The sequence below is a fragment of the Pseudomonas sp. ENNP23 genome, assembly GCF_001728945.1.
GTDB lineage: Bacteria > Pseudomonadota > Gammaproteobacteria > Pseudomonadales > Pseudomonadaceae > Metapseudomonas > Metapseudomonas otitidis.
In genome coordinates, this window is record NZ_LYSP01000039.1 from 38,431 (window position 1) to 61,451 (window position 23,021).

Annotated in this window: 25 protein-coding genes and 1 pseudogene; 18 read left to right on the top strand and 8 right to left on the bottom strand. The window is 66.7% G+C overall.

Going from position 1 to position 23,021, the window contains the following annotated elements:
* The first annotated feature begins 152 nt into the window (after positions 1-152).
* The 4 genes from phaC (A9G05_RS20360) (at position 153) to A9G05_RS20375 (ending at position 5,367) form a co-directional block, all read left to right on the top strand.
* Positions 153-1,832 (top strand): class II poly(R)-hydroxyalkanoic acid synthase, encoded by a 1,680-nt coding sequence (gene phaC / locus A9G05_RS20360; protein ID WP_069562674.1) that lies wholly within the window; start codon positions 153-155, stop codon positions 1,830-1,832.
* 152 nt (positions 1,833-1,984) lie between these two features.
* On the top strand, positions 1,985-2,842 hold the full coding sequence (gene phaZ, locus A9G05_RS20365) for a poly(3-hydroxyalkanoate) depolymerase (RefSeq protein WP_069562675.1): 858 nt from the start codon (positions 1,985-1,987) through the stop codon (positions 2,840-2,842).
* A 168-nt stretch (positions 2,843-3,010) separates the two neighbouring features.
* The gene (gene phaC, locus A9G05_RS20370; protein ID WP_069562676.1) at positions 3,011-4,693 is read left to right on the top strand and encodes a class II poly(R)-hydroxyalkanoic acid synthase; all 1,683 of its coding nucleotides are present in this window, start codon (positions 3,011-3,013) and stop codon (positions 4,691-4,693) included.
* Positions 4,694-4,749: 56 nt separating this feature from the next.
* Positions 4,750-5,367, top strand: coding sequence for a TetR/AcrR family transcriptional regulator (locus A9G05_RS20375; RefSeq protein ID WP_069562677.1), 618 nt, complete (start codon positions 4,750-4,752; stop codon positions 5,365-5,367).
* A gap of 47 nt (positions 5,368-5,414) precedes the next feature.
* Here the strand turns inward: A9G05_RS20375 and A9G05_RS20380 are convergent, their stop codons facing one another.
* The 3 genes from A9G05_RS20380 to A9G05_RS20390 form a co-directional block, all read right to left on the bottom strand.
* A complete protein-coding gene (locus tag A9G05_RS20380; RefSeq protein ID WP_069562678.1) occupies positions 5,415-6,209 on the bottom strand; it encodes a phasin family protein in 795 nt (264 codons plus the stop codon).
* Positions 6,210-6,219: 10 nt separating this feature from the next.
* Positions 6,220-6,660 (bottom strand): phasin family protein, encoded by a 441-nt coding sequence (locus tag A9G05_RS20385; RefSeq protein WP_069562679.1) that lies wholly within the window; start codon positions 6,658-6,660, stop codon positions 6,220-6,222.
* A gap of 112 nt (positions 6,661-6,772) precedes the next feature.
* Complete coding sequence (locus A9G05_RS20390; RefSeq protein ID WP_044406678.1) at positions 6,773-7,048, bottom strand: polyhydroxyalkanoic acid system family protein; 276 nt, start codon at positions 7,046-7,048, stop codon at positions 6,773-6,775.
* A 127-nt stretch (positions 7,049-7,175) separates the two neighbouring features.
* Here A9G05_RS20390 and ubiE point away from each other — a divergent pair, with 127 nt between their 5' ends.
* The 13 genes and pseudogenes from ubiE to A9G05_RS20450 all read left to right on the top strand — a co-directional run bounded on the left by ubiE (position 7,176) and on the right by A9G05_RS20450 (position 17,848).
* The gene (gene ubiE / locus A9G05_RS20395; RefSeq protein ID WP_044406675.1) at positions 7,176-7,946 is read left to right on the top strand and encodes a bifunctional demethylmenaquinone methyltransferase/2-methoxy-6-polyprenyl-1,4-benzoquinol methylase UbiE; all 771 of its coding nucleotides are present in this window, start codon (positions 7,176-7,178) and stop codon (positions 7,944-7,946) included.
* Positions 7,946-8,563, top strand: coding sequence for an SCP2 domain-containing protein (locus A9G05_RS20400; RefSeq protein WP_069562680.1), 618 nt, complete (start codon positions 7,946-7,948; stop codon positions 8,561-8,563). Before ubiE ends, A9G05_RS20400 begins: the two co-directional genes overlap by 1 nt.
* Positions 8,560-10,155, top strand: coding sequence for a ubiquinone biosynthesis regulatory protein kinase UbiB (gene ubiB, locus A9G05_RS20405; protein WP_069562681.1), 1,596 nt, complete (start codon positions 8,560-8,562; stop codon positions 10,153-10,155). The genes A9G05_RS20400 and ubiB overlap by 4 nt, the downstream gene beginning before the upstream one ends.
* Before the next feature lie 73 nt (positions 10,156-10,228).
* A complete protein-coding gene (gene hisI / locus A9G05_RS20410; protein WP_044406666.1) occupies positions 10,229-10,630 on the top strand; it encodes a phosphoribosyl-AMP cyclohydrolase in 402 nt (133 codons plus the stop codon).
* Positions 10,623-10,958: a phosphoribosyl-ATP diphosphatase gene (locus A9G05_RS20415; protein WP_069562682.1), complete on the top strand. Its 336-nt coding sequence runs from the start codon at positions 10,623-10,625 to the stop codon at positions 10,956-10,958. Before hisI ends, A9G05_RS20415 begins: the two co-directional genes overlap by 8 nt.
* Positions 10,959-10,982: 24 nt before the next feature.
* Positions 10,983-11,246, top strand: coding sequence for a twin-arginine translocase TatA/TatE family subunit (locus A9G05_RS20420; protein ID WP_069562683.1), 264 nt, complete (start codon positions 10,983-10,985; stop codon positions 11,244-11,246).
* A gap of 6 nt (positions 11,247-11,252) precedes the next feature.
* Positions 11,253-11,735, top strand: a complete 483-nt coding sequence (gene tatB / locus A9G05_RS20425; protein ID WP_069562684.1) for a Sec-independent protein translocase protein TatB — start codon at positions 11,253-11,255, stop codon at positions 11,733-11,735.
* Positions 11,732-12,517 carry a twin-arginine translocase subunit TatC gene (tatC, locus tag A9G05_RS20430; RefSeq protein ID WP_069562685.1) on the top strand — a complete coding sequence of 262 codons (786 nt, stop codon included), beginning with the start codon at positions 11,732-11,734 and terminating at the stop codon, positions 12,515-12,517. The genes tatB and tatC overlap by 4 nt, the downstream gene beginning before the upstream one ends.
* The gene (locus A9G05_RS20435; RefSeq protein WP_069562686.1) at positions 12,514-13,221 is read left to right on the top strand and encodes a 16S rRNA (uracil(1498)-N(3))-methyltransferase; all 708 of its coding nucleotides are present in this window, start codon (positions 12,514-12,516) and stop codon (positions 13,219-13,221) included. The genes tatC and A9G05_RS20435 overlap by 4 nt, the downstream gene beginning before the upstream one ends.
* An 83-nt stretch (positions 13,222-13,304) precedes the next feature.
* Positions 13,305-14,366: pseudogene (locus A9G05_RS28550) on the top strand (methyl-accepting chemotaxis protein); the annotation flags it as partial.
* Complete coding sequence (locus A9G05_RS28555) at positions 14,361-15,224, top strand: methyl-accepting chemotaxis protein (RefSeq protein ID WP_371850580.1); 864 nt, start codon at positions 14,361-14,363, stop codon at positions 15,222-15,224. The pseudogene A9G05_RS28550 and the gene A9G05_RS28555, both read left to right, overlap by 6 nt.
* A 205-nt stretch (positions 15,225-15,429) precedes the next feature.
* The gene (locus tag A9G05_RS20445) at positions 15,430-17,370 is read left to right on the top strand and encodes a methyl-accepting chemotaxis protein (protein WP_069562688.1); all 1,941 of its coding nucleotides are present in this window, start codon (positions 15,430-15,432) and stop codon (positions 17,368-17,370) included.
* A 55-nt stretch (positions 17,371-17,425) separates the two neighbouring features.
* Complete coding sequence (locus tag A9G05_RS20450) at positions 17,426-17,848, top strand: UPF0158 family protein (RefSeq protein ID WP_069562689.1); 423 nt, start codon at positions 17,426-17,428, stop codon at positions 17,846-17,848.
* Positions 17,849-18,236: 388 nt separating this feature from the next.
* Here A9G05_RS20450 and A9G05_RS20455 read toward each other — a convergent pair whose 3' ends face one another.
* The 5 genes from A9G05_RS20455 to pip all read right to left on the bottom strand — a co-directional run bounded on the left by A9G05_RS20455 (position 18,237) and on the right by pip (position 22,381).
* The gene (locus tag A9G05_RS20455; RefSeq protein ID WP_069562690.1) at positions 18,237-18,971 is read right to left on the bottom strand and encodes an amino acid ABC transporter ATP-binding protein; all 735 of its coding nucleotides are present in this window, start codon (positions 18,969-18,971) and stop codon (positions 18,237-18,239) included.
* Entirely contained in the window at positions 18,964-19,926 is a 963-nt protein-coding gene (locus A9G05_RS20460; protein WP_069562691.1) for an amino acid ABC transporter permease, read from the bottom strand. Before A9G05_RS20460 ends, A9G05_RS20455 begins: the two co-directional genes overlap by 8 nt.
* Positions 19,927-20,020: 94 nt before the next feature.
* Positions 20,021-20,812 (bottom strand): transporter substrate-binding domain-containing protein, encoded by a 792-nt coding sequence (locus A9G05_RS20465; RefSeq protein ID WP_069562692.1) that lies wholly within the window; start codon positions 20,810-20,812, stop codon positions 20,021-20,023.
* Between the two features lie 157 nt (positions 20,813-20,969).
* Complete coding sequence (gene dtd / locus A9G05_RS20470) at positions 20,970-21,407, bottom strand: D-aminoacyl-tRNA deacylase (RefSeq protein ID WP_069562693.1); 438 nt, start codon at positions 21,405-21,407, stop codon at positions 20,970-20,972.
* On the bottom strand, positions 21,407-22,381 hold the full coding sequence (pip, locus tag A9G05_RS20475; RefSeq protein WP_069562694.1) for a prolyl aminopeptidase: 975 nt from the start codon (positions 22,379-22,381) through the stop codon (positions 21,407-21,409). Before pip ends, dtd begins: the two co-directional genes overlap by 1 nt.
* Before the next feature lie 95 nt (positions 22,382-22,476).
* Here pip and A9G05_RS20480 point away from each other — a divergent pair, with 95 nt between their 5' ends.
* On the top strand, positions 22,477-22,908 hold the full coding sequence (locus A9G05_RS20480) for a hypothetical protein (RefSeq protein WP_069562695.1): 432 nt from the start codon (positions 22,477-22,479) through the stop codon (positions 22,906-22,908).
* The last annotated feature ends 113 nt before the right edge of the window (positions 22,909-23,021 follow it).

The window sequence follows — 23,021 nt, forward strand, 5'->3', positions numbered from 1 at the left end:
CTGGCAGGTTCCATGCATTTGGCAACCGAAGGTTCACAGAAACAGGCGAAGTTCTCTTCGCACCCCCGGTAACCCGAGCAGTACCAGGCCACGCTTAACTGTCCCGCACAGCAGTTCGCCGGTATCCGTCTCAGGACAATGGAGCGTCGTAGATGAGCAACAAGAACAACGAAGACCTGCAGCGACAAGCCTCGGAGAACACCCTGGGCCTGAACCCGGTGATCGGCATCCGTGGGAAAGATCTGCTGACCTCCGCACGCATGGTCATGCTGCAGGCCGTCAGGCAGCCCTTCCACAGTGCCAAGCATGTCGCCCGTTTCGGCGTCGAACTGAAGAACGTGCTGCTCGGTTCCTCCGACCTGCACCCCGAAGCGGACGATCGCCGCTTCAACGATCCGGCCTGGAGCCAGAACCCCCTCTATCGCCGCTACCTGCAGACCTACCTCGCCTGGCGCAAGGAACTGCACCAGTGGATCGAACACAGCAACCTGTCCGAGTCCGATACCAGCCGCGGTCACTTCGTGATCAACCTGATGACCGAGGCCATGGCTCCCAGCAACACCATGGCCAACCCGGCGGCGGTCAAGCGCTTCTTCGAGACCGGCGGCAAGAGCCTGCTCGACGGTCTCTCCCACCTGGCCAAGGACCTGGTGAACAACGGCGGTATGCCGAGCCAGGTGAACATGGAGGCCTTCGAGGTCGGCAAGAACCTCGCCACCACCGAAGGCGCCGTGGTGTTCCGCAACGACGTGCTGGAGCTGATCCAGTACAAGCCCATCACCGAGCAGGTGCATGAGCGCCCGTTGCTGGTGGTACCGCCGCAGATCAACAAGTTCTACGTCTTCGACCTCTCCCCGGAGAAAAGCCTCGCGCGCTTCTGCCTGCGCAGCGGCGTGCAGACCTTCATCGTCAGTTGGCGCAACCCCACCAAGGCCCAGCGTGAATGGGGCCTGTCGACCTACATCGAGGCTCTCAAGGAAACCATCGAGGTGGTGCTGAAGATCACCGGCGCCAAGGACCTCAACATGCTCGGCGCCTGCTCCGGCGGCATCACCACCGTCGCCCTGCTGGGTCACTACCAGGCCATCGGCGAGCAGAAGGTGCACGCCTTCACCCAGCTGGTGAGTGTGCTGGACTTCAACCTCGACACCCAGGTCGCGCTGTTCGCCGACGAGCAGACCCTCGAAGCCGCCAAGCGCCGCTCGTACCAGTCGGGCGTGCTCGAAGGCAAGGACATGGCCAAGGTGTTCGCCTGGATGCGGCCCAACGACCTGATCTGGAACTACTGGGTGAACAACTACCTGCTGGGCAACGAGCCGCCGGTGTTCGACATCCTCTACTGGAACAACGACACCACGCGCCTGCCCGCCGCCTTCCACGGCGAGCTGGTGGAGATGTTCAAGACCAACCCCCTGACCCGGCCCGACGCGCTGGAAGTCTGCGGCACCCCGATCGACCTGAAGAAAGTCACCTGCGACTTCTTCTGCGTAGCCGGCACCACCGACCACATCACCCCCTGGGAAGCCTGCTATCGCTCGGCCCGCCTGCTGGGTGGCAAGTGCGAATTCGTGCTGTCCAACAGCGGTCACATCCAGAGCATCCTCAACCCGCCCGGCAACCCCAAGGCGCGCTTCTCCACCGGCAGCGACATGCCCGCCGACCCGAAGGCCTGGCAGGAGAACGCCACCAAGCACGCCGATTCCTGGTGGCTGCACTGGCAGACCTGGCTGGCCGAGCGCTCGGGCAAGCTGAAGAAAGCCACGCCGATCCTTGGCAACAAGGCCTACCCGGCCGGCGAAGCGTCCCCGGGAACCTATGTCCACGAGCGCTGATCGCGCCCTGCGCGCATCGTCGCCCCGGCACCCGGACGTGCCGAACCGGCTCGCCGCCCGAATGGGCGGCGGCCTGAGCCGGCTAATCCCCGGCAGTCCAGGCGGAGCCCCTGCCGGCGCCGCACGCCGTATCCACCCATAGGGGCTCGCGCATGCCGCAACCTTTCGTCTTCCGCACCATCAACCTCGATGGCCAGACCATCCGCACCGCCGTCCGTCCGGGCGGCGATCACCTGACACCACTGCTGATCTTCAACGGCATCGGCGCCAACCTCGAACTGGTGTTCCCCTTCGTCCAGGCGCTGGACCCGGACCAGGAAGTGATCGCCTTCGACGTCCCCGGCGTCGGCGGTTCCTCCACCCCCAGCACGCCCTACCGCTTCCCCGGCCTGGCCAAGCTGGCCGCGCGGATGCTGGACTACCTCGACTACGGCCAGGTCAACGCCATCGGCGTGTCCTGGGGGGGCGCGCTTGCCCAACAGTTCGCCCATGACTACCCCGAGCGCTGCAAGAAACTGATCCTCGCCGCCACCTCCGCCGGCGCAGTGATGGTGCCCGGCAAGCCCAAGGTGCTGATGCGCATGGCCAGCCCGCGTCGCTACATCCAGCCGTCCTATGGCGTGCACATCGCCCCCGATATCTACGGCGGCGCCTTCCGCCGCGACCCCGGCCTGGCCATGGCCCACGCGAGCAAGGTGCGCTCCTCCGGCAAGCTCGGCTACTACTGGCAACTGTTCGCCGGCCTCGGCTGGACCAGCATCCACTGGCTGCACCGCATCCGCCAACCCACCCTGGTGCTGGCCGGCGATGACGACCCGATCATTCCGCTGGTGAACATGCGCCTGCTGGCCTGGCGTATTCCCAATGCGGAACTGCACGTGATCGACGATGGTCACCTGTTCCTGGTGACGCGCGCGGAAACAGTTGCGCCGATCATCATGAAATTCCTGGCACAGGAACGGCGGCGGGCAGTCATGCACCCCAAGCCGCTGCTGCCCCGCACACCCTGAGCCGAATCGTGCCCCAGGACGGGGCCCTTTCCTACCCGAGCGCCGGCACGGTGCAGCCCGCCCAAACTTGAATTTCCCGGGAACTGGTCTGGAATGCACCTGTCGTGCTCGTGGTACGAGCCTTGCTGACCCTCCATGACGATGGACTGATTACGGAGTGTTGCCCCCATGCGAGAGAAAAAGGACTCGGGCGCCTTGCCGGTCCCCGCTAACCTCATGAACGTGCAGAACGCCATTGTCGGCCTCCGAGGCAAGGATCTCGCCTCGACCGTCCGCACCCTGGCCGTGCACAGTGCCAAGCGCCCGGTGCACAGCGCCCGCCACCTGCTCAAACTGGGCGGCAAGCTCGGGCGGGTGCTGCTGGGAGACACGCCCTACACCCCCAACCCGCAGGACGCCCGCTTCGCCGACCCGTCCTGGCAGCTCAACCCCTTCTACCGGCGCGGACTCCAGGCCTACCTGGCCTGGCAGCAGCACCTGATGGAATGGATCGACGACAGCGAGCTGTCTCCGGACGACCGCACCCGAGCGCGCTTCGTGCTGTCGCTGCTCAGTGATGCCATGGCCCCGTCCAACAGCCTGCTCAACCCGCTGGCGGTGAAGGAACTCTTCAACACCGGCGGCCTCAGCCTGATAAACGGTGCGCGCCACCTGTTCGACGACCTGCTGCACAACAACGCCATGCCCAGCCAGGTCAGCAAACATGCTTTCGAAGTCGGGCGGAACCTGGCCACCACCCCGGGTTCAGTGGTGTTCCGCAACGAAATGCTGGAACTGATCCAGTACAAGCCGATGAGCGAGAAGCAGTACCTCAAGCCCCTGGTGATCGTTCCCCCGCAGATCAACAAGTTCTACATCTTCGACCTGACGCCGGAGAAGAGCTTCGTCCAGTACGCCCTTAAGAACGGCCTGCAGGTGTTCGCCATCAGCTGGCGCAACCCCGACGCACGTCATCGCGAGTGGGGCCTGTCCAGCTACGTGCAGACCCTGGAGGAAGCCACCGATGTGTGCCGCGCCATCACCGGCAGCAAAGACCTCAACCTGGTCGGCGCCTGCGCCGGCGGCCTGACCATCGCCGCCCTGCAAGGCCACCTGCAAGCCAAACGGCAGTTGCGCAAGATCAGCAGCGCCACCTACCTGGTCAGCCTGCTGGACTCTCAAGTGGAAACGCCGGCCGCGCTGTTCGCCGACGAGCAAACCCTTGAAGCCGCCAAGCGCCGCTCCTACCAGGCCGGCGTGCTGGATGGCCGCGACATGTCGAAGATCTTCGCCTGGATGCGCCCCAACGACCTGGTGTGGAACTACTTCATCAACAACTACCTGCTGGGTCGCCAGCCACCGGCCTTCGACATCCTCTACTGGAACAACGACAACACCCGGCTGCCGGCCGCCATGCACGGCGACATGCTCGACCTGTTCAAGCACAACCCGCTGACCCGCCCCGGCGCGCTGGAAGTGTGCGGCACGCCGATCGACCTGAAAAAAGTCACCGTCGACAGCTTCAGCGTGGCCGGCATCAACGACCACATCACCCCGTGGGAGTCGGTCTATCGCTCCACAATGCTGCTGGGGGGTGAGAGCCGCTTCGTGCTCTCCAACAGCGGCCACATCCAGAGCATCCTCAACCCACCCGGCAACCCCAAGGCCACCCACCTGGAGAACCCCACCCTCAGTTCCGACCATCGCGCCTGGTACTACGACGCAGAGAGCGTCGCCGGCAGCTGGTGGCCGAAATGGCTGGAGTGGGTCCAGGCTCGTTCGGGCGAGCAGCGGGAAACCCAGGTGGCACTGGGGAACCCGGACTACCCGCCGATGGAGGCCTCGCCCGGCACCTACGTGCACGTACGCTGAACAGGAAGTCGCCGGGCCCGGTGGGCGGGTCCGGCAGAACAGAACAAGAAGGCAGGATGAAAACCCGCGACCGCATACTCGAATGCGCCCTGGCGCTGTTCAACCAGGAGGGCGAACCCAACGTCACCACCCTGGAAATCGCCACCGAGCTGGGCATCAGCCCCGGCAACCTCTACTACCACTTCCACGGCAAAGAGCCGCTGGTGATGGCGTTGCTGGAGCGCTTCCAGGCCGAGACCGAGCCCCTGCTCGACCCGCCGGATGGCGCCCGGCTGGACGTGGAGGACTACTGGCTGTTCCTGCACCTGATCGTCGAACGGGTGGCGCGCTACCGCTTCCTCTTCCAGGACCTGTCCAACCTCGCCGGGCGCCTGCCCAGGCTCGCACGCGGCATGCGCCACTGGCTGAACGCTCTCAAGCGAACACTGGCCGCCTTGCTGGCCCGCCTGAAGGCCGACGACCAACTGGTGAGCGACACCCCCGCCCTGGGGCAACTGGTGGAGCAGATCACCCTCACCCTGCTGTTCTCTCTGGACTACCAGCGCATCCTCGGCAACGGCGCCGGCGAGAGCCAACTGGTTGTTTTCCAGATCATGATGCTGGTGGCACCCCACCTGCGCCCGGAGGCGCGGATGGCGGTCGAAGGCCTCGCCCGTCGCTACCTGGAAGCCTGAAACGAGAACGCCCGGCACGAGCCGGGCGTTCAAGTGACCTGGGGTGATCAGGCCTGGGATGTTGCTGCACTCGATGCCTCTGCAGCAGCCGGAGCCGGTGCTGCCGGAGCAGCGGGTGCAGCAGCCGGGACCGGAGACGCCGCTTTTGCCGGAGCCGGCTTCTTGGCCGGTGCCTTCTTCGCAGCCGGTTTCGCAGCAGCAGGCTTGGCTGCAGGTTTCACAGCAGCCGGCTTGGCGGCGGGCTTCGCAGCCGCGGGTTTCGCGGCCGGCTTGGATGCGGCGGCTTTCGCCGGAGCAGCCTTGGCGGCAGACTTGGCCGCCGGTTTCGCAGCAGGCTTAGCGGCCGGCTTGGCTGCAGCAGCCTTTGCCGGGGCTGCCTTGGCGGCGGGCTTGGCTGCCGGCTTGACCGCCTTGGCGGAAACACCGGTCAGCTTCTCGATCTGCTTGGTCAGGGCCTCGACCTTGCCGTGCAGCTCCTTCACTTCGTTGCGGCTGGGCACGCCCAGGCGGGAGATGGCGCTGTTGAGACGCTTGTCGAAGGCCTCTTCCAGCTCGTTCCACTTGCCGAGCGCCTTGTCCTTCACTTCATCGACCCGGGACTTGGCCGAATCCACGCGCGAACCGACACGGGACTTGACGGCATCGACCTGCTTGTCGACTTCGGTCTTGGCCTGCTTCTCGGCCTTCTCGCCATCCTTGACCAGAGTGTCGAACAGCTTGGTGCCGTCGTTGCTGATCTTGGAATAGGCCCCGAGGCCCGCCAGCCAGATCTGGCGCGAGTATTTCTCGATCTCGCCGATCCAGGAGTTGGTTTCTTTTGCGGTTTTCTTCTTACCAGCCATCCTGCTCTCCTTATTTGGTTCGCGCGACGTGTTCGAGCAATGCGCTCAACTCGTCGAGCTTAGCAGAGAGTGCCTCAACGTCCTGGCGGGAGGGAATCCCGAGGCGATTGAGGGCCACTGCCACACGGTTGTCGAATGCTTTCTCGATGCGATCGATCTGGACCTCGACCTTTTCCTTCACGCCCGCCACGCTCTCGAGCACGCTGCCCTTGACCGAGTCGAGCTGGCTGTTGGCCGCCTCGACGCCGGCATCGACGCTCTTGCGGCTGCGCTTCTCGACCCCTTCGCCGGCCTTGACCAGTTCACGCAGGTAGTCGACGCCTTCCTGGCCAGCCTTGGCGTAGGCGCCCAGGCCTGCCAGCCAGATCTTCCTGGCATAGAGGCGTACGTCGGAAAGAACGGGGGTCTTCTCTACTTCGACTTTCTTCTTGGCGGTGGCTGCCTTGGCCATGATGCACCTCACGCGAATTGTGGGGGGACTTGCCCGGAATCGGGGCTTGGGGTGCACGTTAGCCAGGAAATTTAGAAACCGCATACTAGCCGCAGGACGGGTGCAACCGCCGTCAGGCCAGGTACTCGTCCAGCGCCTTCTCGATCTCGCGCTTCACGCTGCCGCCCATGGCCGACAGCAGCAGGCCCAGCTTCACCTCGACATTGACCCTGTCGTCGCTGACCTCGATGCGCCCATCAGCCCCGCTACGGCTGAACTCCAGGGTGTCGCCGCGCCACTGGTAACGCACGTCGTACTCACGCGCCAGGCGCTCGGCGAGCTGCTCGGCCTTCTCCCGCACGGCGGCTTTTCCGAGCTGGTGGGAACGTTCGACGTGGATGCGTGCCATGGGTGTCTCCGGACTGCGACTTAAGGTCGCGCGACTATAACAGGCCACTCCAGGCGTCGGGCGCAGCCCAAGACAAACCAGGCCGACAAGCCTAGAATGGCCGCCAATTCTATTCCGGGGCAGCGACATGAACGAACCGCGCAAAGGCCACGACGCCGAACCCACCACCCATTTCGGCTATCAGAACGTGCCGGAGAGCCAGAAGGCCGCCAAGGTCGCCGAAGTGTTCCACTCGGTGGCCGCCAAGTACGACCTGATGAACGACCTGATGTCCGGCGGCGTCCACCGGCTGTGGAAGCGCTTCACCATCGAGCTGTCCGGCGTGCGCCCGGGCAACCGCGTGCTGGACATCGCCGGCGGCACCGGCGACCTCACCCGCCAGTTCTCCCGCCTGGTCGGCCCCACCGGTGAAGTGGTCCTCGCCGACATCAACGCCTCCATGCTCCAGGTCGGCCGCGACAAGCTGCTGGACAGCGGCGTCGCCGGCAACGTCAGCTTCGTCCAGGCCGATGCCGAGAAGCTGCCCTTCCCCGACAACCACTTCGACGTCGTCACCATCGCCTTCGGCCTGCGCAACGTCACCCACAAGGACGCCGCCCTGCGCTCCATGCTGCGCGTGCTCAAGCCCGGTGGCCGCCTGCTGGTGCTGGAGTTCTCCAAGCCCACCAGCAACCTGCTGAGCAAGGCCTACGACGCCTACTCCTTCACCCTGCTGCCGCTGATGGGCAAGCTGATCACCAACGACGCCGAGAGCTACCGCTACCTGGCCGAATCGATCCGCATGCACCCCGACCAGGAAACCCTCAAGGCCATGATGGTGGAGGCCGGGTTCGAGCGGACCACCTTCCACAACATGACCGGCGGCATCGTCGCCCTGCATCGCGGCATCAAGCCCTGATGCTCACCCAGGCCCTGCTGGCCGGCGCCGAACACGGCCTCAACCGGGTCCTGCGCCTCGACGCCACCGCCCTGCCCCGGCTGTCCCGACTGGAAGGCAAGGTGATCCGCATCGACTGCCAGGGCCCCGCACTGGAGCTTTACCTGCTGCCCGGTGGCGACGGCCTGGTACTCGCCGCCCACTGGGCCGCACCGGCCGACTGCACCCTGCGCGCCCCCGCCGCGAGCCTGCTGCGCCTGGCCCTGAGCAAGGAGAAGACCGCCGTCCTGCACCGCCCCGAGGTGGAGCTGGAAGGTGACAGCGCAGCGCTCATGGAGTTGGCCTCGGTGCTGCAGGACCTGGAGCTGGACTGGGAATACGAAGTCTCCCGCTGGCTCGGCCCGGTGGGCACCCAACTGCTCGCCGGCCACCTGCGCAGCCGCGCCGGCTGGGCCGGGCAGAGCCTGGACAGCCTGCGCCAGAACCTCGCCGACTACCTCGCCGAGGAATCCCGCACCCTGGTGGGCCAGCGTGAAGCGGAAGCCCGCTTCGCCGAACTGGACCGTCTCAAGATCGATCTCGACCGTCTCGAAGCCCGCATCGGTCGCCTGACCCGGAAAAGCCCCCCAGACGCATGAAGCTGCTCGCCGTCCGCCGCCTGTTGCGCATCCAGAGCGTGGTCATCCGCTACCGCCTCGACGACCTGATACTCGACCTCCCGCTGCCCTGGTGGCTGCGCATGCTCGGCTGCCTGCTGCCCTGGCGCTGGTTCCCCCGGCGCGACCTGCAGCTGACCCGTGGCGAGCGCCTGCGCCTGGCCCTCGAAGGCCTCGGGCCGATCTTCATCAAGTTCGGCCAGTTGCTCTCCACCCGCCGCGACCTGCTGCCGCCGGACATCGCCGACGAGCTGGCACGCCTGCAGGACCAGGTCCCCCCCTTCGACCCCGAACAGGCCGTGCGCCTGATCGAAGAGCAGCTGGGTGCCCGCATCAGCGACGTCTTCACCCGCTTCGACGTCGCCCCGCTGGCCTCCGCCTCCGTGGCCCAGGTCCACGCCGCGCGCCTGAAGAGCGGCGAAGACGTGGTGGTCAAGGTGGTGCGCCCCGGCCTCAAGCCGGTGATCCGCCAGGACCTCGCCTGGCTGTTCCTCATCGCCCGCCTGGCCGAACGCCTCTCCAGCGATGCCCGCCGCCTGCGCCCGGTGGAAGTGGTCAGCGACTACGAGAAGACCATCTACGACGAACTCGACCTGCTGCGCGAAGCGGCCAACGCCAGCCAGCTTCGGCGCAACTTCGAAGGCTCGCCGCTGCTCTACGTGCCCCAGGTCTACTGGGACTGGTGCCGCCCCAAGGTGCTGGTGATGGAGCGCATCTACGGCGTCCCGGTCACCGACCTGGCCACCCTCGCCGACCAGCGCACCGACCTCAAGCTGCTGGCCGAACGTGGCGTGGAGATCTTCTTCACCCAGGTGTTCCGCGACAGCTTCTTCCACGCCGACATGCACCCCGGCAACATCTTCGTCAGCACCCGCCAGCCCTGGAACCCGCAGTACATCGCCATCGACTGCGGCATCATCGGCAGCCTCACCCCCGAGGACCAGGACTACCTCGCGCGCAACCTCATCGCCTTCTTCAAGCGCGACTACCGCCGCGTCGCCCAGTTGCACATCGACTCCGGCTGGGTCCCGGCGGAAACCCGGGTGAACGACTTCGAAGCGGCCATCCGCACCGTCTGCGAACCCATCTTCGAGAAGCCGCTCAAGGACATCTCCTTCGGCCAACTGCTGCTGCGCCTGTTCCAGACCGCGCGCCGCTTCAACATGGAAGTGCAACCGCAACTGGTGCTGCTGCAGAAGACCCTGCTCAACATCGAAGGCCTCGGCCGCCAGCTCTACCCCGACCTCGATCTCTGGAGCACCGCCCAGCCCTACCTGGAACGCTGGATGCGCGAGCGCGTCAGCCCCAAGAGCCTGCTGTCCAACCTGCAGGCCCAGGTCGAGCAGGTGCCGCACCTGGCCGGCATGACCCGCGACCTGCTGGAGCGCATGAGCCAGCCCCACGCCAGCGACCCGCCACCGCCCTGGCGCCGCGCCAGCGACGGCCTCGCCCCGCGCCTGATCGGCGCCGCCCTGCTGGTGGGCGCGGCCAGTGCCGGCCTGGAGCAGCACCTCGCCGCCTGGCCGGCCTGGCTGATGCTGGCCAGTGGTCTGTATCTCGTACTTCGCCGATAGCCAAGGCCGCGCCAGCGCTGGCACACTACTGCCCCCGGCCGGGCCCGCCCCCGGCCTGCTCGTGGAAACCGACATGAACGACTGGCTGGAAGACATCCACTGGAACGCCGACGGCCTGGTCCCGGCCATTGCCCAGGACCACAAGACCGGACGTATCCTGATGATGGCCTGGATGAACCGCGAATCCCTGGCCCTGACCGTCGCCGAGAACCGTGCCATCTACTGGTCACGCTCGCGCGGCAAACTCTGGCGCAAGGGTGAGGAATCCGGCCATGTGCAGAAGCTCCACGAGTTGCGCCTGGACTGCGACGCCGACGTCATCGTGCTGATGGTCGAGCAGATCGGCGGCATCGCCTGCCACACCGGCCGCGAAAGCTGCTTCTACCGCGTCTACGAGAACGGCGGCTGGAAGACCGTCGACGCGGTCATCAAGGACCCCGACGCGATCTACCACGCAGGACATGCACATGAGTGACACCCTTTCCCGCCTCGCCGAGGTGATCGAAGCCCGCAAGAATGCGCCGGCCGACTCCTCCTACGTGGCCAGCCTGTACCACAAGGGGCTGAACAAGATCCTCGAGAAGGTGGGCGAGGAATCGGTTGAAACCATCCTGGCCGCCAAGGATGCCGCTACCAGCGGCGACTGCAGCGACCTGATCTACGAAACTGCCGACCTCTGGTTCCACAGCCTGGTCATGCTCGCCGCCCTCGGCCAGCATCCCCAGGCCGTACTGGACGAACTGGAACGTCGCTTCGGCCTGTCCGGGCACGCTGAAAAAGCCGCCCGCCAGCCTTCCGCCTAACGAATCGATACGCAGGAGCAAACCATGGGTATTTTCGACTGGAAACACTGGGTGGTCATTCTGATCGTCGTCGTCCTGGTCTTCGGCACCAAGCGCCTGAAGAATCTCGGCTCCGACGTCGGCGAAGCCATCAAGGGCTTCCGCAAGGCCATGAACACCGAAGAGGAGCAGAAGGCCGAGCAGCCCCAGCAGCCCGCGCCCCAACAACCGGCCGCCCCGCTGAACCAGCCGCACACCATCGACGGCCAGGCACACAAGGTCGAAGAGCCGACTGTGCGCAAGGACTGATGCGCCATGTTCGGCATCAGCTTTGGTGAATTGCTGCTGATCGGCCTCGTGGCCCTGCTGGTGCTCGGCCCCGAGCGCCTGCCCGGGGCTGCCCGCACGGCTGGCCTGTGGATCGGCCGCCTGAAACGCAGCTTCAACGCCATCAAGCAGGAAGTGGAGCGCGAGATCGGCGCCGACGAAATCCGTCGCCAACTGCACAACGAGCAGATCATGGCAATGGAACGGCAAATCAAGGAAAGCATCGTGCCCCCGAGCCTGGAGAACCTGCTGGCCGACCCGACGCCGAGTGACGAGGCCAACGAGGCCCCGCCCACCCCTGCCGCACCGCAGCCGGCTCCGACACCCGCGCCGGCTGCCAGCAGCGGCACCCCGCCGCCGGTTGCCAAGCCGGTGTCCAGCCCAGCACCTGCCGCACCGGTCGCCACCCCGGTGGCGACACCGCTGGCTGCCCCGACCGCCGAACCGCAACAGCCGCCCCGCACCCTATGAGCGACCAGAAGCCGGAATACGACCAGGAGATGCCCCTGGTCTCGCACCTCGCCGAACTGCGCACCCGCCTGCTGCGTTGTGTTGCCGCAGTGTTCCTGATCTTTGCCGGGCTGTTCTACTTCGCCCAGCAGATCTACACCCTCGTCTCCGCGCCGCTGCGCCAGTACCTGCCGGAAGGCGCGACGATGATCGCCACCGACGTGGCCTCGCCGTTCCTCACCCCGTTCAAGCTGACCATGGTGGTGGCGCTGTTCCTCGCCATGCCGGTGATCCTGCACCAGATCTGGGGCTTCATCGCCCCCGGCCTGTACAAGCACGAGAAGCGCGTGGCCATGCCCTTGCTGGTGTCCAGCATCGTGCTGTTCTACTCCGGGATGGCCTTCGCCTACTTCCTGGTGTTCCCACTGATCTTCCACTTCTTCGCCAGTGTCACCCCCGAAGGGGTGTCGATGATGACGGACATCGCCAGCTACCTCGACTTCGTCATGACGCTGTTCTTCGCCTTCGGCGTCGCCTTCGAGATCCCCGTCGCGGTGGTGCTGCTGATCTGGATCGGCGTGGTCGACGTCGCCTACCTGAAGAAGATCCGCCCGTACGTGATCATCGGCTGCTTCGTGGTCGGCATGATCCTCACCCCGCCGGACATCTTCTCCCAGACCCTCCTGGCCGTACCCATGTGGCTGCTGTTCGAGGTCGGCGTGTTCTGTGGCGGCCTGGTGCGCCGGCGCAACGACACGCCGGAAAGCGAGCCCGAAGACCAGCCGCCCGCCACCCGCCCGTGAACCTCCTGCTGCTGGAAGAGGGCGACTTCGTCGCCCCCGGCCACGCACTCCTGCGTGGCCGCCGACTCAAGCACCTGCACGACGTGCACCGCGCCGAAGCCGGCGACAGCCTGCGGGTCGGCCTGCTCGGCGGCGCCATGGGCGAAGGCCGGCTCACCGTCCTTGAGGCCGACCACGCCGAACTGCAGGTGAGCCTCGACCAGCCGCCGCCGGCCAAGCTGCCGCTGACCCTGCTGCTGGCCCTGCCACGCCCGAAGATGCTCCGCCGCGTGCTGCAGACCGTCGCCACCATGGGCGTCCCGCGCCTGGTACTGCTCAACAGCTACCGAGTCGAGAAGAGCTTCTGGCAGACCCCCTTCCTCGAACCCGCCGCCATCCGCGAGCAACTGATCCTGGGCCTGGAACAGGGCCGCGACACGGTGCTCCCCGAGGTGGTCATCGAGAAACGCTTCAAACCCTTCGTCGAAGACCGCCTGCCCGCCCTTGCCGCCGGCACCCGTGCTCTGGTCGGTCACCCCGGCCCCTGGCCCGACTGCCCCCGTGCCGTGGAAGGCCCCGTCACCCTCGCCATCGGCCCCGAAGGCGGCTGGATCCCCTACGAAGTCGAGAAGCTGCAAACCACCGGCTTCGAAGCGGTGCAACTGGGCGAACGCATCCTGCGGGTCGAGACGGCGGTCACCGCCCTGCTCGCCCGCCTGTTCTGAGGACGCCCTTCAAGCGCCACGGCGACCCGCCGATAACCTCCCACCCCCTCAACCTCTCTGCCGCGTTCGCCAGGAGAAGAAGCATGTCACGCTGGTTCAGTAACCTCAGTGTCAGCCTCAAGCTCGCCATCGGCTTCGGCCTCGTCCTGCTGCTCACCCTGCTCATCACCCTCACCGGCTGGCTCGCCATCGACGAGACCCTGGATCGAGGCCAGAAACTTCAGGACTCGGCCAGCCTCAGCGAACTGGCCAAGGACCTGCAGATCAGCCAGCAGGCCTACCAGCTCAAGCAGGACGCCAACAACGCCGAGCGTGTACGCCCCCGCGTGCAGGCCATCGTCGACCACACCCGCACGCTCGAACAGCACTTCACCGACGCCCGCGACCGCGAACACATGGAGCAGGCCCGACAGGCGACCCAGGCCTACCAGGCCGCCTTCACCCAGCTCGGCCAGGCCTACCGGACCCGCGAAGACGCCCGCAGCCAACTGGGCAGCAGCGCCGACGCCGCCATGGCCTCCATCGGCAACCTCAGCGAGCGCGTCCTCGCCGACATCACCCTCGATGACGCCGGCCGCCTCACCCAGTTCCACGAACTGGCCGACTTGCGGCACTCGGTGATGCAGGCCCGCTTCCAGGTCCGCGGCTACACCTTCAGCAACGACCCCAGCTTCCAGGACGCCGCCCTGCAAGCCGTGGACGCCGCCCTCGGCAACCAGGCCAAGCTGGCCGCCGACCTGGGCAGCGACGACACCGACCTGGCCCGCGTCGGCAGCAACCTCAAGACCTACCGCGACGCCATCAGCGCCTACCGCCGCGCCAACGACAACGCCGAGGCCCAGTTCAACGCAATGGGCCAACAGGGCCAGCGCCTGCTGGAAATCAGCGCACGCCTGTATGCACAGCAGAACGCCAAGCTCGAAGCCGAAACCCGCAAGACCCACGTCATGCTGCTGGTGACCTCGGCCATCGCCCTGGTGCTTGGCCTGTTCGCCGCCCTTCTCATCACCCGGCAGATCACCCAGCCCCTGCGCGACACCCTCGACGCCGCCGAGCGCATCGCCGCCGGCGACCTCAGCCGCGACCTGGTGGTGCAGCGCAGCGACGAGATGGGCCAGTTGCAGGGCAGCATCCAGCGCATGAATGCCAGCCTGCGCGACCTGATCGGCCGCATCCGCGACAGCGTCACCCAGCTCGCCAGTGCCGCCGAAGAACTGTCCGCCATCACCACCCAGACCAGCGCCGGCGTGAACGCCCAGAAGGTCGAGACCGACCAGGTCGCCACCGCCATGAACGAGATGGCCGCCACCGTCCACGAGGTCGCCCGCAACGCCGAAGACGCCTCCCAGTCCGCCAGCGCCGCCGACCGCCAGGCCCGCGAAGGCGAGAAGGCCGTCAACGACGCCGTGCAGCAGATGGACCGCCTGGCCGACGAGGTCACCCGCTCCAGCGATGCCGTCACCCACCTCAAGCAGGAGAGCGAGCGCATCGGCAGCGTGCTGGACGTGATCAAGACCGTGGCCGACCAGACCAACCTGCTGGCCCTCAACGCCGCCATCGAAGCCGCCCGTGCCGGCGAAGCCGGTCGCGGCTTCGCCGTGGTCGCCGACGAAGTGCGCGGCCTGGCCCAGCGCACCCAGCAATCGACCCAGGAGATCGAAGCGCTGATCGCCGGCCTGCAGAGCGGTGCCCAACGCGCCGCCAGCCTGATGGAAACCAGCCGCGAGCTGACCGACAGCACCGTCGAACTGACCCGCCGCGCCGGGCGCCGCCTGGGCGCCATTGCCGAATCGGTGTCCACCATCCAGGCCATGAACCAGCAGATCGCCGCTGCCGCCGAGCAGCAGGGCGCCGTGGCTGAAGAGATCAACCGCAGCGTCGCCAGCGTGCGCGACATCTCCGAACAGACCGCCTCCGCCAGCCACCAGACCGCCACCTCCAGCGTAGAACTGGCGCGCCTGGGCGGCAGCCTGCAGGACCTGGTCAGCCGCTTCCGCGTCTGAGAACAGGCCGCCCGGACCGGCCATCAGACGAAATATCAGACTGCCATCGTGTTCTTGCCGGCGCCCTGGGGCGCCGGCTACTCTCCCGCCCCCGCGTCACAGGCCACCGTCTCGGTAGCGCCTCCCCCAACAACTCCAACAGACGCCTCACCCGCCACGGCGATGCCCCGCGCACCGTCGGGCTTACGCATTCCCGGGAGAAACCATGTACCACTGGTGCACACAACGGCTCGCCGACCTGCGGGTCGGCCGCAAACTCGCCTTCGGCTTCGGCCTCGTTCTGCTCCTCACCCTCGCCGTGATGCTCAACGGCATCCGCGGCATCGACCGCATGATCGACAGCAGCGACCAGATGGTCACCGTCAGCGAACTGGAAAACGCCATCAAGGACGCCCGCGCCCAACGCCTGCAGTTCGTCAGCACCGGCGACATGCAGCACGCGCGCAGCATCGAACAGTTGATCGACGCCATGCTCGCCATCAGCGACCGCCTGGAGGCCGACGCCCACACCGCTCAGGGCCGCGCCCGACTGGACCAATTGCGCAGCGAGATCACCGCCTACCGCCAGTCCCTCGCCGCCCTGGTCCGCGCCCAGGACGACCGTAACGCCGCCCGAGCCGTACTGATCAAGTCCGCCGAAGCCGTGCTCACCCAGTTCGCCGAACTGCAGAACCGCCGCTTCGACGACCTCGCCCGCGACCCGACCAACCCCGCACTGCTGGACGAAACCCGCGCCATCACCGGGCTCAACCAGCAGTTGCTGACCATCCGCTACCTGGTGCGCGGCTTCGTCTTCCAGCAGACTCCGGAATCCGAACAACCGGCCCAGGCCGCCCTGGCCCGCCTGCAGCGCGACCTCGACGCACTCAGGCTGCAGGCCACCGGCGATTTCGCCGACTACCTGGCCCGCGCCCGCCCCTCCTTCGATGCCTACCTCAGCGCCGTGCGCCAGTTCGGCCAGGGCGTCGAGGCCAGCCGCGCCGCCATCGACACCATGGGCAAGCACGCGGAGGCCATGCGCGACCAGGGCAACCGGATCTACGAGCTGCAGGTGAAGGCCCGCAGCAGCGACGCCACCAGCGCCCGCAGCCAACTGCTCGTCACCACCCTGCTGGCCATCAGCCTCGCCGTGTTTGCCGCCTGGGCCATCAGCCGGCAGATCATCGACCCACTGCGCCAGGCGCTGGCCTTCGCCTCGCGCATCGCCGACGGCGACCTGCGTGCCGAACTGCAGGCCGAGCGCCAGGACGAACTGGGCCAACTGCAGCGTGCCCTGCAGGCCATGGCCGGCAACCTGCGGCAACTGATCGGGCGCATCGGCGATGGCGTCACCCAGATCGCCAGCGCTGCCGAGGAACTCTCCGCCGTCACCGAACAGACCAGCGCCGGGGTCAACGCGCAGAAGGTCGAGACCGACCAGGTCGCCACCGCCATGAATGAAATGGCCGCCACCGTGCACGACGTGGCACGCAACGCCGAGCAGGCATCCGAAGCCGCCGCCTCCGCCGACCGCGAAGCCGCCCAGGGCGACCGCCTGGTGCGCCAGGCCCTCGGCCAGGTGGACCGCCTTGCCGCCGAAGTGGGCCGCTCCACCGAATCCGTGCAGCAGTTGCGCCGCGAGAGCGACACCATCGGCAGCGTGCTGGACGTGATCAAGACCGTCGCCGACCAGACCAACCTGCTGGCCCTCAACGCCGCCATCGAAGCCGCCCGCGCCGGCGAAGCCGGTCGCGGCTTCGCCGTGGTGGCCGACGAAGTGCGCGGCCTGGCCCAGCGCACCCAGCAATCCACCGAAGAAATCCAGGAGCTGATCGCCGCCCTGCAGAACGGCAGCCAGCAGGCTGCCAGCATGATGGAAAGCAGCCTCGAACTGACCGAAGACACCCTGCGCCTGGCCCGCGAGGCCGGCGACTCGCTGACCTCCATCACCGGCGCCGTCTCGTCCATCCAGTCGATGAACCAGCAGATCGCCGCCGCCGCCGAGCAGCAGAGCGCCGTGGCCGAGGAGATCAACCGCAGCGTCCTCAACGTGCGCGACATCTCCGAGCAGACCGCCGCCGCCAGCGAGCAAACCGCCGCGTCCAGCGTGGAGCTGGCGCGCCTGGGCAACGAACTGCAACAGATGGTCGGGCGCTTCCGGGTCTGACACCGCCCGCCGGAGGGCGTAGGATCGGGCCTTCTCCCCTGCCGAGGCCCGAGCCATGCGCCCCCTGACCATCGACCTCGACCAACTGGCCTTCGCCCTCTCCACCGAGGGCCTGGACCACTACCTGGACCTGCTCACCGGCAAGGTCCTGCTGATTCCCGAAGAGGATGCCGATCCCCAGTTGGAAACCCTCCTGCGCGAAGAGCCGGAGCGCTTCCTGCTGGTGGAACCCCTCACCCACGGCGACGAGCTGCGGCTGATGGAGGAGTTCCTCCACGAAGTCGTCCACCCCCATGCCTACACCGCCCTGCAACAGGCCCTGGCCGGCCGCAAACCGGCCCGTGCCTTCCGCCACGTGCTGATGGAGTACCCGGTGCTGCTGGAAGCCTGGCACCACTTCGAAGCGGCCCGCCTGAGGGAGCTGGCGCAGGACTGGCTGGAGGACAACGAGTTGCAGGCGGCGGCGCCTTTGCATTGACGCCTTCGAACCCAGCTTGATGCGCAACTGAATGCTCTGCTCAGCTTCGATGGTGGGGCCGGGAAACGGCCCCTTCAGAAGGCCGAGCGAAGCCGCAGTGAAAGGGGTTGAGCGACATGGATGTCGCGAGAGCGCTGCCGGGCCAGGGATGGCCCGTCAGCGCGGGCCCCTGGAGCGGCGGTGAAGCGAGGGAACCCGACGCAGTCGGGCCGGATGCAGGGGCGAGCCTTTTTGGTTTCTTTTTTGGCGACTGAAAAAAGAAACTCGCCCGGCGGGGCGAAACAGGTGACATCCGCCGAGCTCGGTAACCAGCTTGGCGACAAAGCTCTCGATGCTCACCCCTGGACGATCAAAGAAAAAGGGCCGCATCGCGGCCCTTTCCATTCCCTTACAGCACCTGCCTGAGGAACGCCTGCGCACGCGGGTCCCGGGGCTGGTCGAAGAACTGCGCCGGCGGCGCATCCTCCAGCAACTTGCCATGGTCGAAGAACAGCACCCGGTCGGCCACCTCGCGGGCGAAGCCCATCTCATGGGTGACGCAGACCATGGTCATGCCCTCCTGGGCCAGTTGCTTCATCACGTCCAGCACCTCGCCGACCATCTCCGGGTCCAGCGCCGAGGTGGGCTCGTCGAACAGCATCACCTTCGGCTCCATGCACAGCGCCCGGGCAATGGCCACGCGCTGCTGCTGGCCGCCGGACAGACGCGAGGGGTACTCGCCGGCCTTCTGGGCAATGCCCACCTTGGCCAGCAGCGCCTGGGCCTTGGCCTCACGCTCGGCCTTGCCGCGCTTGCGCACCACCTTCTGCGCCAGGCACAGGTTCTCCAGCACCGTCATGTGCGGGAACAGGTTGAAGTGCTGGAACACCATGCCGACTTCGCGGCGGTAGGCATTCACATCGGTCTTCGGGTTGGCCAGGTCGACGCCGTCGATGCTCACCGAGCCCGCGTCCAGCTCCTCCAGGCCGTTGAGGCAGCGCAGGAAGGTGGACTTGCCGGACCCGGACGGGCCGATCACCACCACCACCTCGCCGCGCTTGACCGAGGTGGTCACATCGTCGACGGCGCGCACTTCCTGGCCACGGGCGTCGAAGACTTTCATCAGGTTGCGGACTTCAATCACTTTTCCCGAGCCTCCTCTCCAGTCGGTTGGCGATCTGCGACAGCGGCAGGTTGATGAGCAGGTACAGCGCGGCGACACAGAACCAGATCTCGAACGTGGAGAAGGAAGCAGTAATCGCCTCGCGCCCGCTCTTGGTCAGCTCGGTGATGGAGATCACCGACACCAGCGAGGTGTCCTTAACCAGGCTGATGAACTGTCCGGCCAACGGCGGCAGCACCCGTTTGAACGCCTGGGGCAGGATCACGTAACGCATCGACTGGCCACCCGTGAGGCCGAGGGAGCGTGCCGCCTCGTTCTGCCCACGGGCGATGGACTGCACGCCGGCGCGAACGATCTCGCCCACGTAGGCCCCGGTGAACAGGGCCAGAGCGGCAACGCCGGCGAACTCCCGGGAAAGGTTCAGCACGGTGCCGATGAAGAAATAGAAGATGAAGAGCTGCACCAGCAGCGGGGTGCCCCGCACCAGCTCGACGTACACGGTGGAGAGGTCGCGCAGGGTGGGGTTCTGCGACAGCCGGCAGAGTCCGGTGAAGAGTCCGATCACCAGCCCCAGCGCGCCGGAGAGCACGGATATCCACAGGGTGGTCCAGAGGCCCCAGAGCAACGGGCCGGCCGCCCAGTGGCGGGTCACGCCGACCACGTCGCCCTCGGAAATGTCGTCACCCTGGCTGACCTGCAGGCTGTCCCTGGCCACTCGCAGTTGTTGCGCTTCGCCGCCCTCGGTGACCAGGGTCACCCGAGCATAGGCGCCCTCCTCGGCAATGGCCTCGACCCGCGCGTAGTCGGCCGCGCGCTGGGCCTCTTCGGCCTGGTAGGCGAAATACTGCGGCACCCGGTTCCAGCGCCACTCGTAGGAGATCAGGGAGGTGGAGTACCAGAGGCCGTAGGCGACCACCAGCAGGATCAGGCCCGTCAGCAGGTGCCAGGGCCAGGTACGGCGGTGTTTTCTAGTCACGATGGGTCTCGCTCATGGCGATGCCTGGAGGGCGAAAAAGACAGGTCCGGCCTCGTGGGCCGGACCTGTCGCATGCAGCGGGGAGCGCGTCCCGTTATTCCATGTCCTTCAGCCAGGCGGTGTTCTTGAACCACTTGGCATGGATGCGATCGTAGGTGCCGTCCTTCTGGATCTGGTGCAGCCAGTTGTTGATCCAGTTGATGCTGTCGTAGTCCCCCTTCTTCAGGCCGAAGGCCAGGGGCTCGTAGGTGAAGGGCTCGTCCAGGTACACCAGCTTGCCGGCGCCGGCCTTGTTCACCGCAACCACGTTGTAAGGGGCGTCGTAGATGAAGGCATCGGCCTTGCCGTTGACCACATCCATCACCGCTTCCTGCTCGTTGTCGAAGCCGTTGTACTGGGCCTTGGCGATCAGCTTCTTGGCGACCATCTCGCCGGTGGTGCCGATCTTGGAGGTGATGCGGTACTGGCCGTCGTTGAGGTCCTTGTAGGACTTGATCTTGCCTTCCAGGTCCTTGCGGATCAGCAGGGTCTGGCCAACCACGATGAAGGGCTCGGAGAAGTTGATGCGCAGGTTGCGCTCCTGGGTCAGGGTCATGCCGGAGCCGATCATGTCGAACTTGTCAGTCATCAGCGCCGGAATGATGCCGTCGTAGCTGGTGGACACCAGCTCCAGCTTCACGCCCATGGCCTTGGACATGGCCTTGAGCAGGTCCACTTCGAAACCGACGATCTCGCCGCGCTTGTTGGTCATTTCGAAGGGCATGTAGGTCGGGTCCATGCCGACCCGCAGGGTGCCGCGCTTGACCGCGTCATCGACGACGCCAGCGTGGGCCAGGCTGGTGAAAGCACAGGCGGAGAGCAACAGGGATGCGAGAAGCTTCTTCATTCTTACTCCTGACAGGGCAGATCATTATTGTGTGAAGCGGCGCCCACGGACCCGGCGGGCATGGCGCGAAATCCTAACCGCCCGGACCGTGGATGGCGAGTCAGCGCAAAGTCGCCAGCACGCCACTACCGGACAGGCGGCGCGGCGCGAGGCAGGTTCAGCTTTCCAGCAGGAAGGTGACCGGTCCGTCGTTGACCAGGTGCACCTGCATGTCGGCGCCGAAGCGCCCGGTGGCGACCTGACCGTGCTGGGCCCGGGCCCGCGCCACCAGGTAGTCGAACAGGCGCTCGCCCTGGGCCGGCGGCGCGGCGCTGGAAAAGCTCGGGCGCAGGCCGCTGCGGGTGTCGGCGGCCAGGGTGAACTGCGAGACCAGCAGCAGGCCGCCCTCCACGGCCCCGAGAGAGAGGTTCATCTTCCCCTCGGCATCGCTGAACACGCGGTAGTTGAGCAGTTTGTGCAGCAGCTTGTCGGCGCTGGCTTCGGTGTCCTGGGGCTCGACGCCCACCAGCACCAGCAGGCCGCGGTCGATGGCGCCGACGGTCTCCCCGGCGACGTCCACCCGGGCGGCAGAGACCCGTTGCAGCAACGCCTTCATCAGGCTTCCTCTTCCGGCGGCATGTCCAGCAGGCGGCGGGCGATGCTGTCGGTGGCGCGCAACAGGGCATCGGTGATGCCTGCTTCGGAGGCAGCATGGCCGGCGTCGCGGACGATCTGCAGCTCGCTGTTGGGCCAGGCCTTGTGCAGTTCCCAGGCGTTCTCCAGAGGGCAGATGGCATCGTAGCGACCGTGCACGATCACCCCCGGCAGGTGGGCGATGCGCGGCATGTCGCGCAGCAGCTGGTTGGGTTCGAGGAAGGCGTTGTTGACGAAGTAGTGGCACTCGATACGGGCGATGGACAGCGCACGCATCGGCTCACTGAAGCGCTCCACCACCGAGGCGCTGGGGCGCAGGGTGGCGGTGCGGCCTTCCCAGGTGGACCAGGCCTTGGCGGCGTGCATCTGGGCGATCTGGTCGGTGCCGATGAGGCGCTTGTAGAAGGCCTGGATCAGGTCGTCCTGCTCGTCCGCCGGGATCGGTGCCAGGTAGTCCTCCCAGTAGTCGGGGAACAGACGGCTCGCGCCCTCCTGGTAGAACCACTTCAGCTCCTGGGGACGGCACAGGAAGATGCCGCGCAGGATCAGTGCCCGCACCCGGTCCGGGTGGGCCTGGGCGTAGGCCAGCGACAGGGTGGAGCCCCAGGAGCCGCCGAACAGCACCCAACGGTCGATGCCCAGGTGCTCGCGGATGCGTTCGAGGTCGGCGACCAGGTCCCAGGTGGTGTTGTTCTCCAGGCTGGCGTGGGGGGTGGAGCGGCCACAGCCACGCTGGTCGAAGGTGACGATGCGGTACAGGGTCGGGTCGAAGAAGCGCCGGCTCAGGGCATCGCAGCCGGCGCCCGGGCCGCCGTGGATGAACACCACCGGCAGGCCGTCGGGGGTGCCGCTCTCGTCGATGTAGAGCACATGCGGTTCGTCCACAGCCAGTTCGTGGCGGGCGTAGGGCTTAATTTCCGGATACAAAGTCAGCATGCTGGGCTCCGATTCTGTGCTCTAGGCCAATGCCCCCCGGGACATCCGCCGCCTAATGTGCCCGGCATCATAAACGAGGGAAATGGAGTTCGAATATGTCAGCGAGGCTGTTCACCCTACCGATCGTACTGTTCCTGGCCCTGCTCACCGGCTGCGGCCGCGAAGACCCGGCCGCCGAGCTGGAGGCAGCGGTCAAGGCCCTGCAGGCCAACCTGGAAGCGAAGGACACCGGCGCGGTGATGAAGCAGCTGCACCCGCAGTTCGCCACCGCCGACGGCAACGACCGCGAATGGGCACGGCGCACCATGGCGCTGCTGTTCATGCGCCACAAGAACGTCTCGATCATCGCCCTGAGCCAGGACAGCCGCCTCGACCCCACCTACCGCGAGAAGGGCCACACCGACGCCCGCATCGCCCTCACCGGCGCCGAAGGCCTCATCCCCGACGCCGCCCGCCAATACGCCGTGAAGCTCGAATGGTGGCGCGACGACGGCGACTGGAAGCTCGCCCGCCTCGGTTGGGAGTGACCCCGGCCTTTGTGCATCGCCCCGGACTGAAGTCCGGGCTACGCCAGCCCCGGCCTGCACCACCGGCATAAGGGGGCTCCCACCCGTAGCCCGAGCTTCAGCCCGGGAATCCT

Coding starts and splice junctions, on each gene's coding strand:
- A9G05_RS20375 (WP_069562677.1), top strand. CDS start 4,750: ATGAAAACCCGCGACCGCATACTCGAATGCGCCCTGGCGCTGTTCAAC.
- A9G05_RS20420 (WP_069562683.1), top strand. CDS start 10,983: ATGGGTATTTTCGACTGGAAACACTGGGTGGTCATTCTGATCGTCGTC.
- phaZ (WP_069562675.1), top strand. CDS start 1,985: ATGCCGCAACCTTTCGTCTTCCGCACCATCAACCTCGATGGCCAGACC.
- ubiB (WP_069562681.1), top strand. CDS start 8,560: ATGAAGCTGCTCGCCGTCCGCCGCCTGTTGCGCATCCAGAGCGTGGTC.
- phaC (WP_069562676.1), top strand. CDS start 3,011: ATGCGAGAGAAAAAGGACTCGGGCGCCTTGCCGGTCCCCGCTAACCTC.
- dtd (WP_069562693.1), bottom strand. CDS start 21,407: ATGAAGGCGTTGCTGCAACGGGTCTCTGCCGCCCGGGTGGACGTCGCC.
- A9G05_RS20445 (WP_069562688.1), top strand. CDS start 15,430: ATGTACCACTGGTGCACACAACGGCTCGCCGACCTGCGGGTCGGCCGC.
- A9G05_RS20380 (WP_069562678.1), bottom strand. CDS start 6,209: ATGGCTGGTAAGAAGAAAACCGCAAAAGAAACCAACTCCTGGATCGGC.
- A9G05_RS20390 (WP_044406678.1), bottom strand. CDS start 7,048: ATGGCACGCATCCACGTCGAACGTTCCCACCAGCTCGGAAAAGCCGCC.
- A9G05_RS20450 (WP_069562689.1), top strand. CDS start 17,426: ATGCGCCCCCTGACCATCGACCTCGACCAACTGGCCTTCGCCCTCTCC.
- A9G05_RS20385 (WP_069562679.1), bottom strand. CDS start 6,660: ATGGCCAAGGCAGCCACCGCCAAGAAGAAAGTCGAAGTAGAGAAGACC.
- hisI (WP_044406666.1), top strand. CDS start 10,229: ATGAACGACTGGCTGGAAGACATCCACTGGAACGCCGACGGCCTGGTC.
- A9G05_RS20400 (WP_069562680.1), top strand. CDS start 7,946: ATGCTCACCCAGGCCCTGCTGGCCGGCGCCGAACACGGCCTCAACCGG.
- A9G05_RS20415 (WP_069562682.1), top strand. CDS start 10,623: ATGAGTGACACCCTTTCCCGCCTCGCCGAGGTGATCGAAGCCCGCAAG.
- phaC (WP_069562674.1), top strand. CDS start 153: ATGAGCAACAAGAACAACGAAGACCTGCAGCGACAAGCCTCGGAGAAC.
- tatB (WP_069562684.1), top strand. CDS start 11,253: ATGTTCGGCATCAGCTTTGGTGAATTGCTGCTGATCGGCCTCGTGGCC.
- pip (WP_069562694.1), bottom strand. CDS start 22,381: ATGCTGACTTTGTATCCGGAAATTAAGCCCTACGCCCGCCACGAACTG.
- tatC (WP_069562685.1), top strand. CDS start 11,732: ATGAGCGACCAGAAGCCGGAATACGACCAGGAGATGCCCCTGGTCTCG.
- A9G05_RS28555 (WP_371850580.1), top strand. CDS start 14,361: ATGAATGCCAGCCTGCGCGACCTGATCGGCCGCATCCGCGACAGCGTC.
- ubiE (WP_044406675.1), top strand. CDS start 7,176: ATGAACGAACCGCGCAAAGGCCACGACGCCGAACCCACCACCCATTTC.
- A9G05_RS20465 (WP_069562692.1), bottom strand. CDS start 20,812: ATGAAGAAGCTTCTCGCATCCCTGTTGCTCTCCGCCTGTGCTTTCACC.
- A9G05_RS20480 (WP_069562695.1), top strand. CDS start 22,477: ATGTCAGCGAGGCTGTTCACCCTACCGATCGTACTGTTCCTGGCCCTG.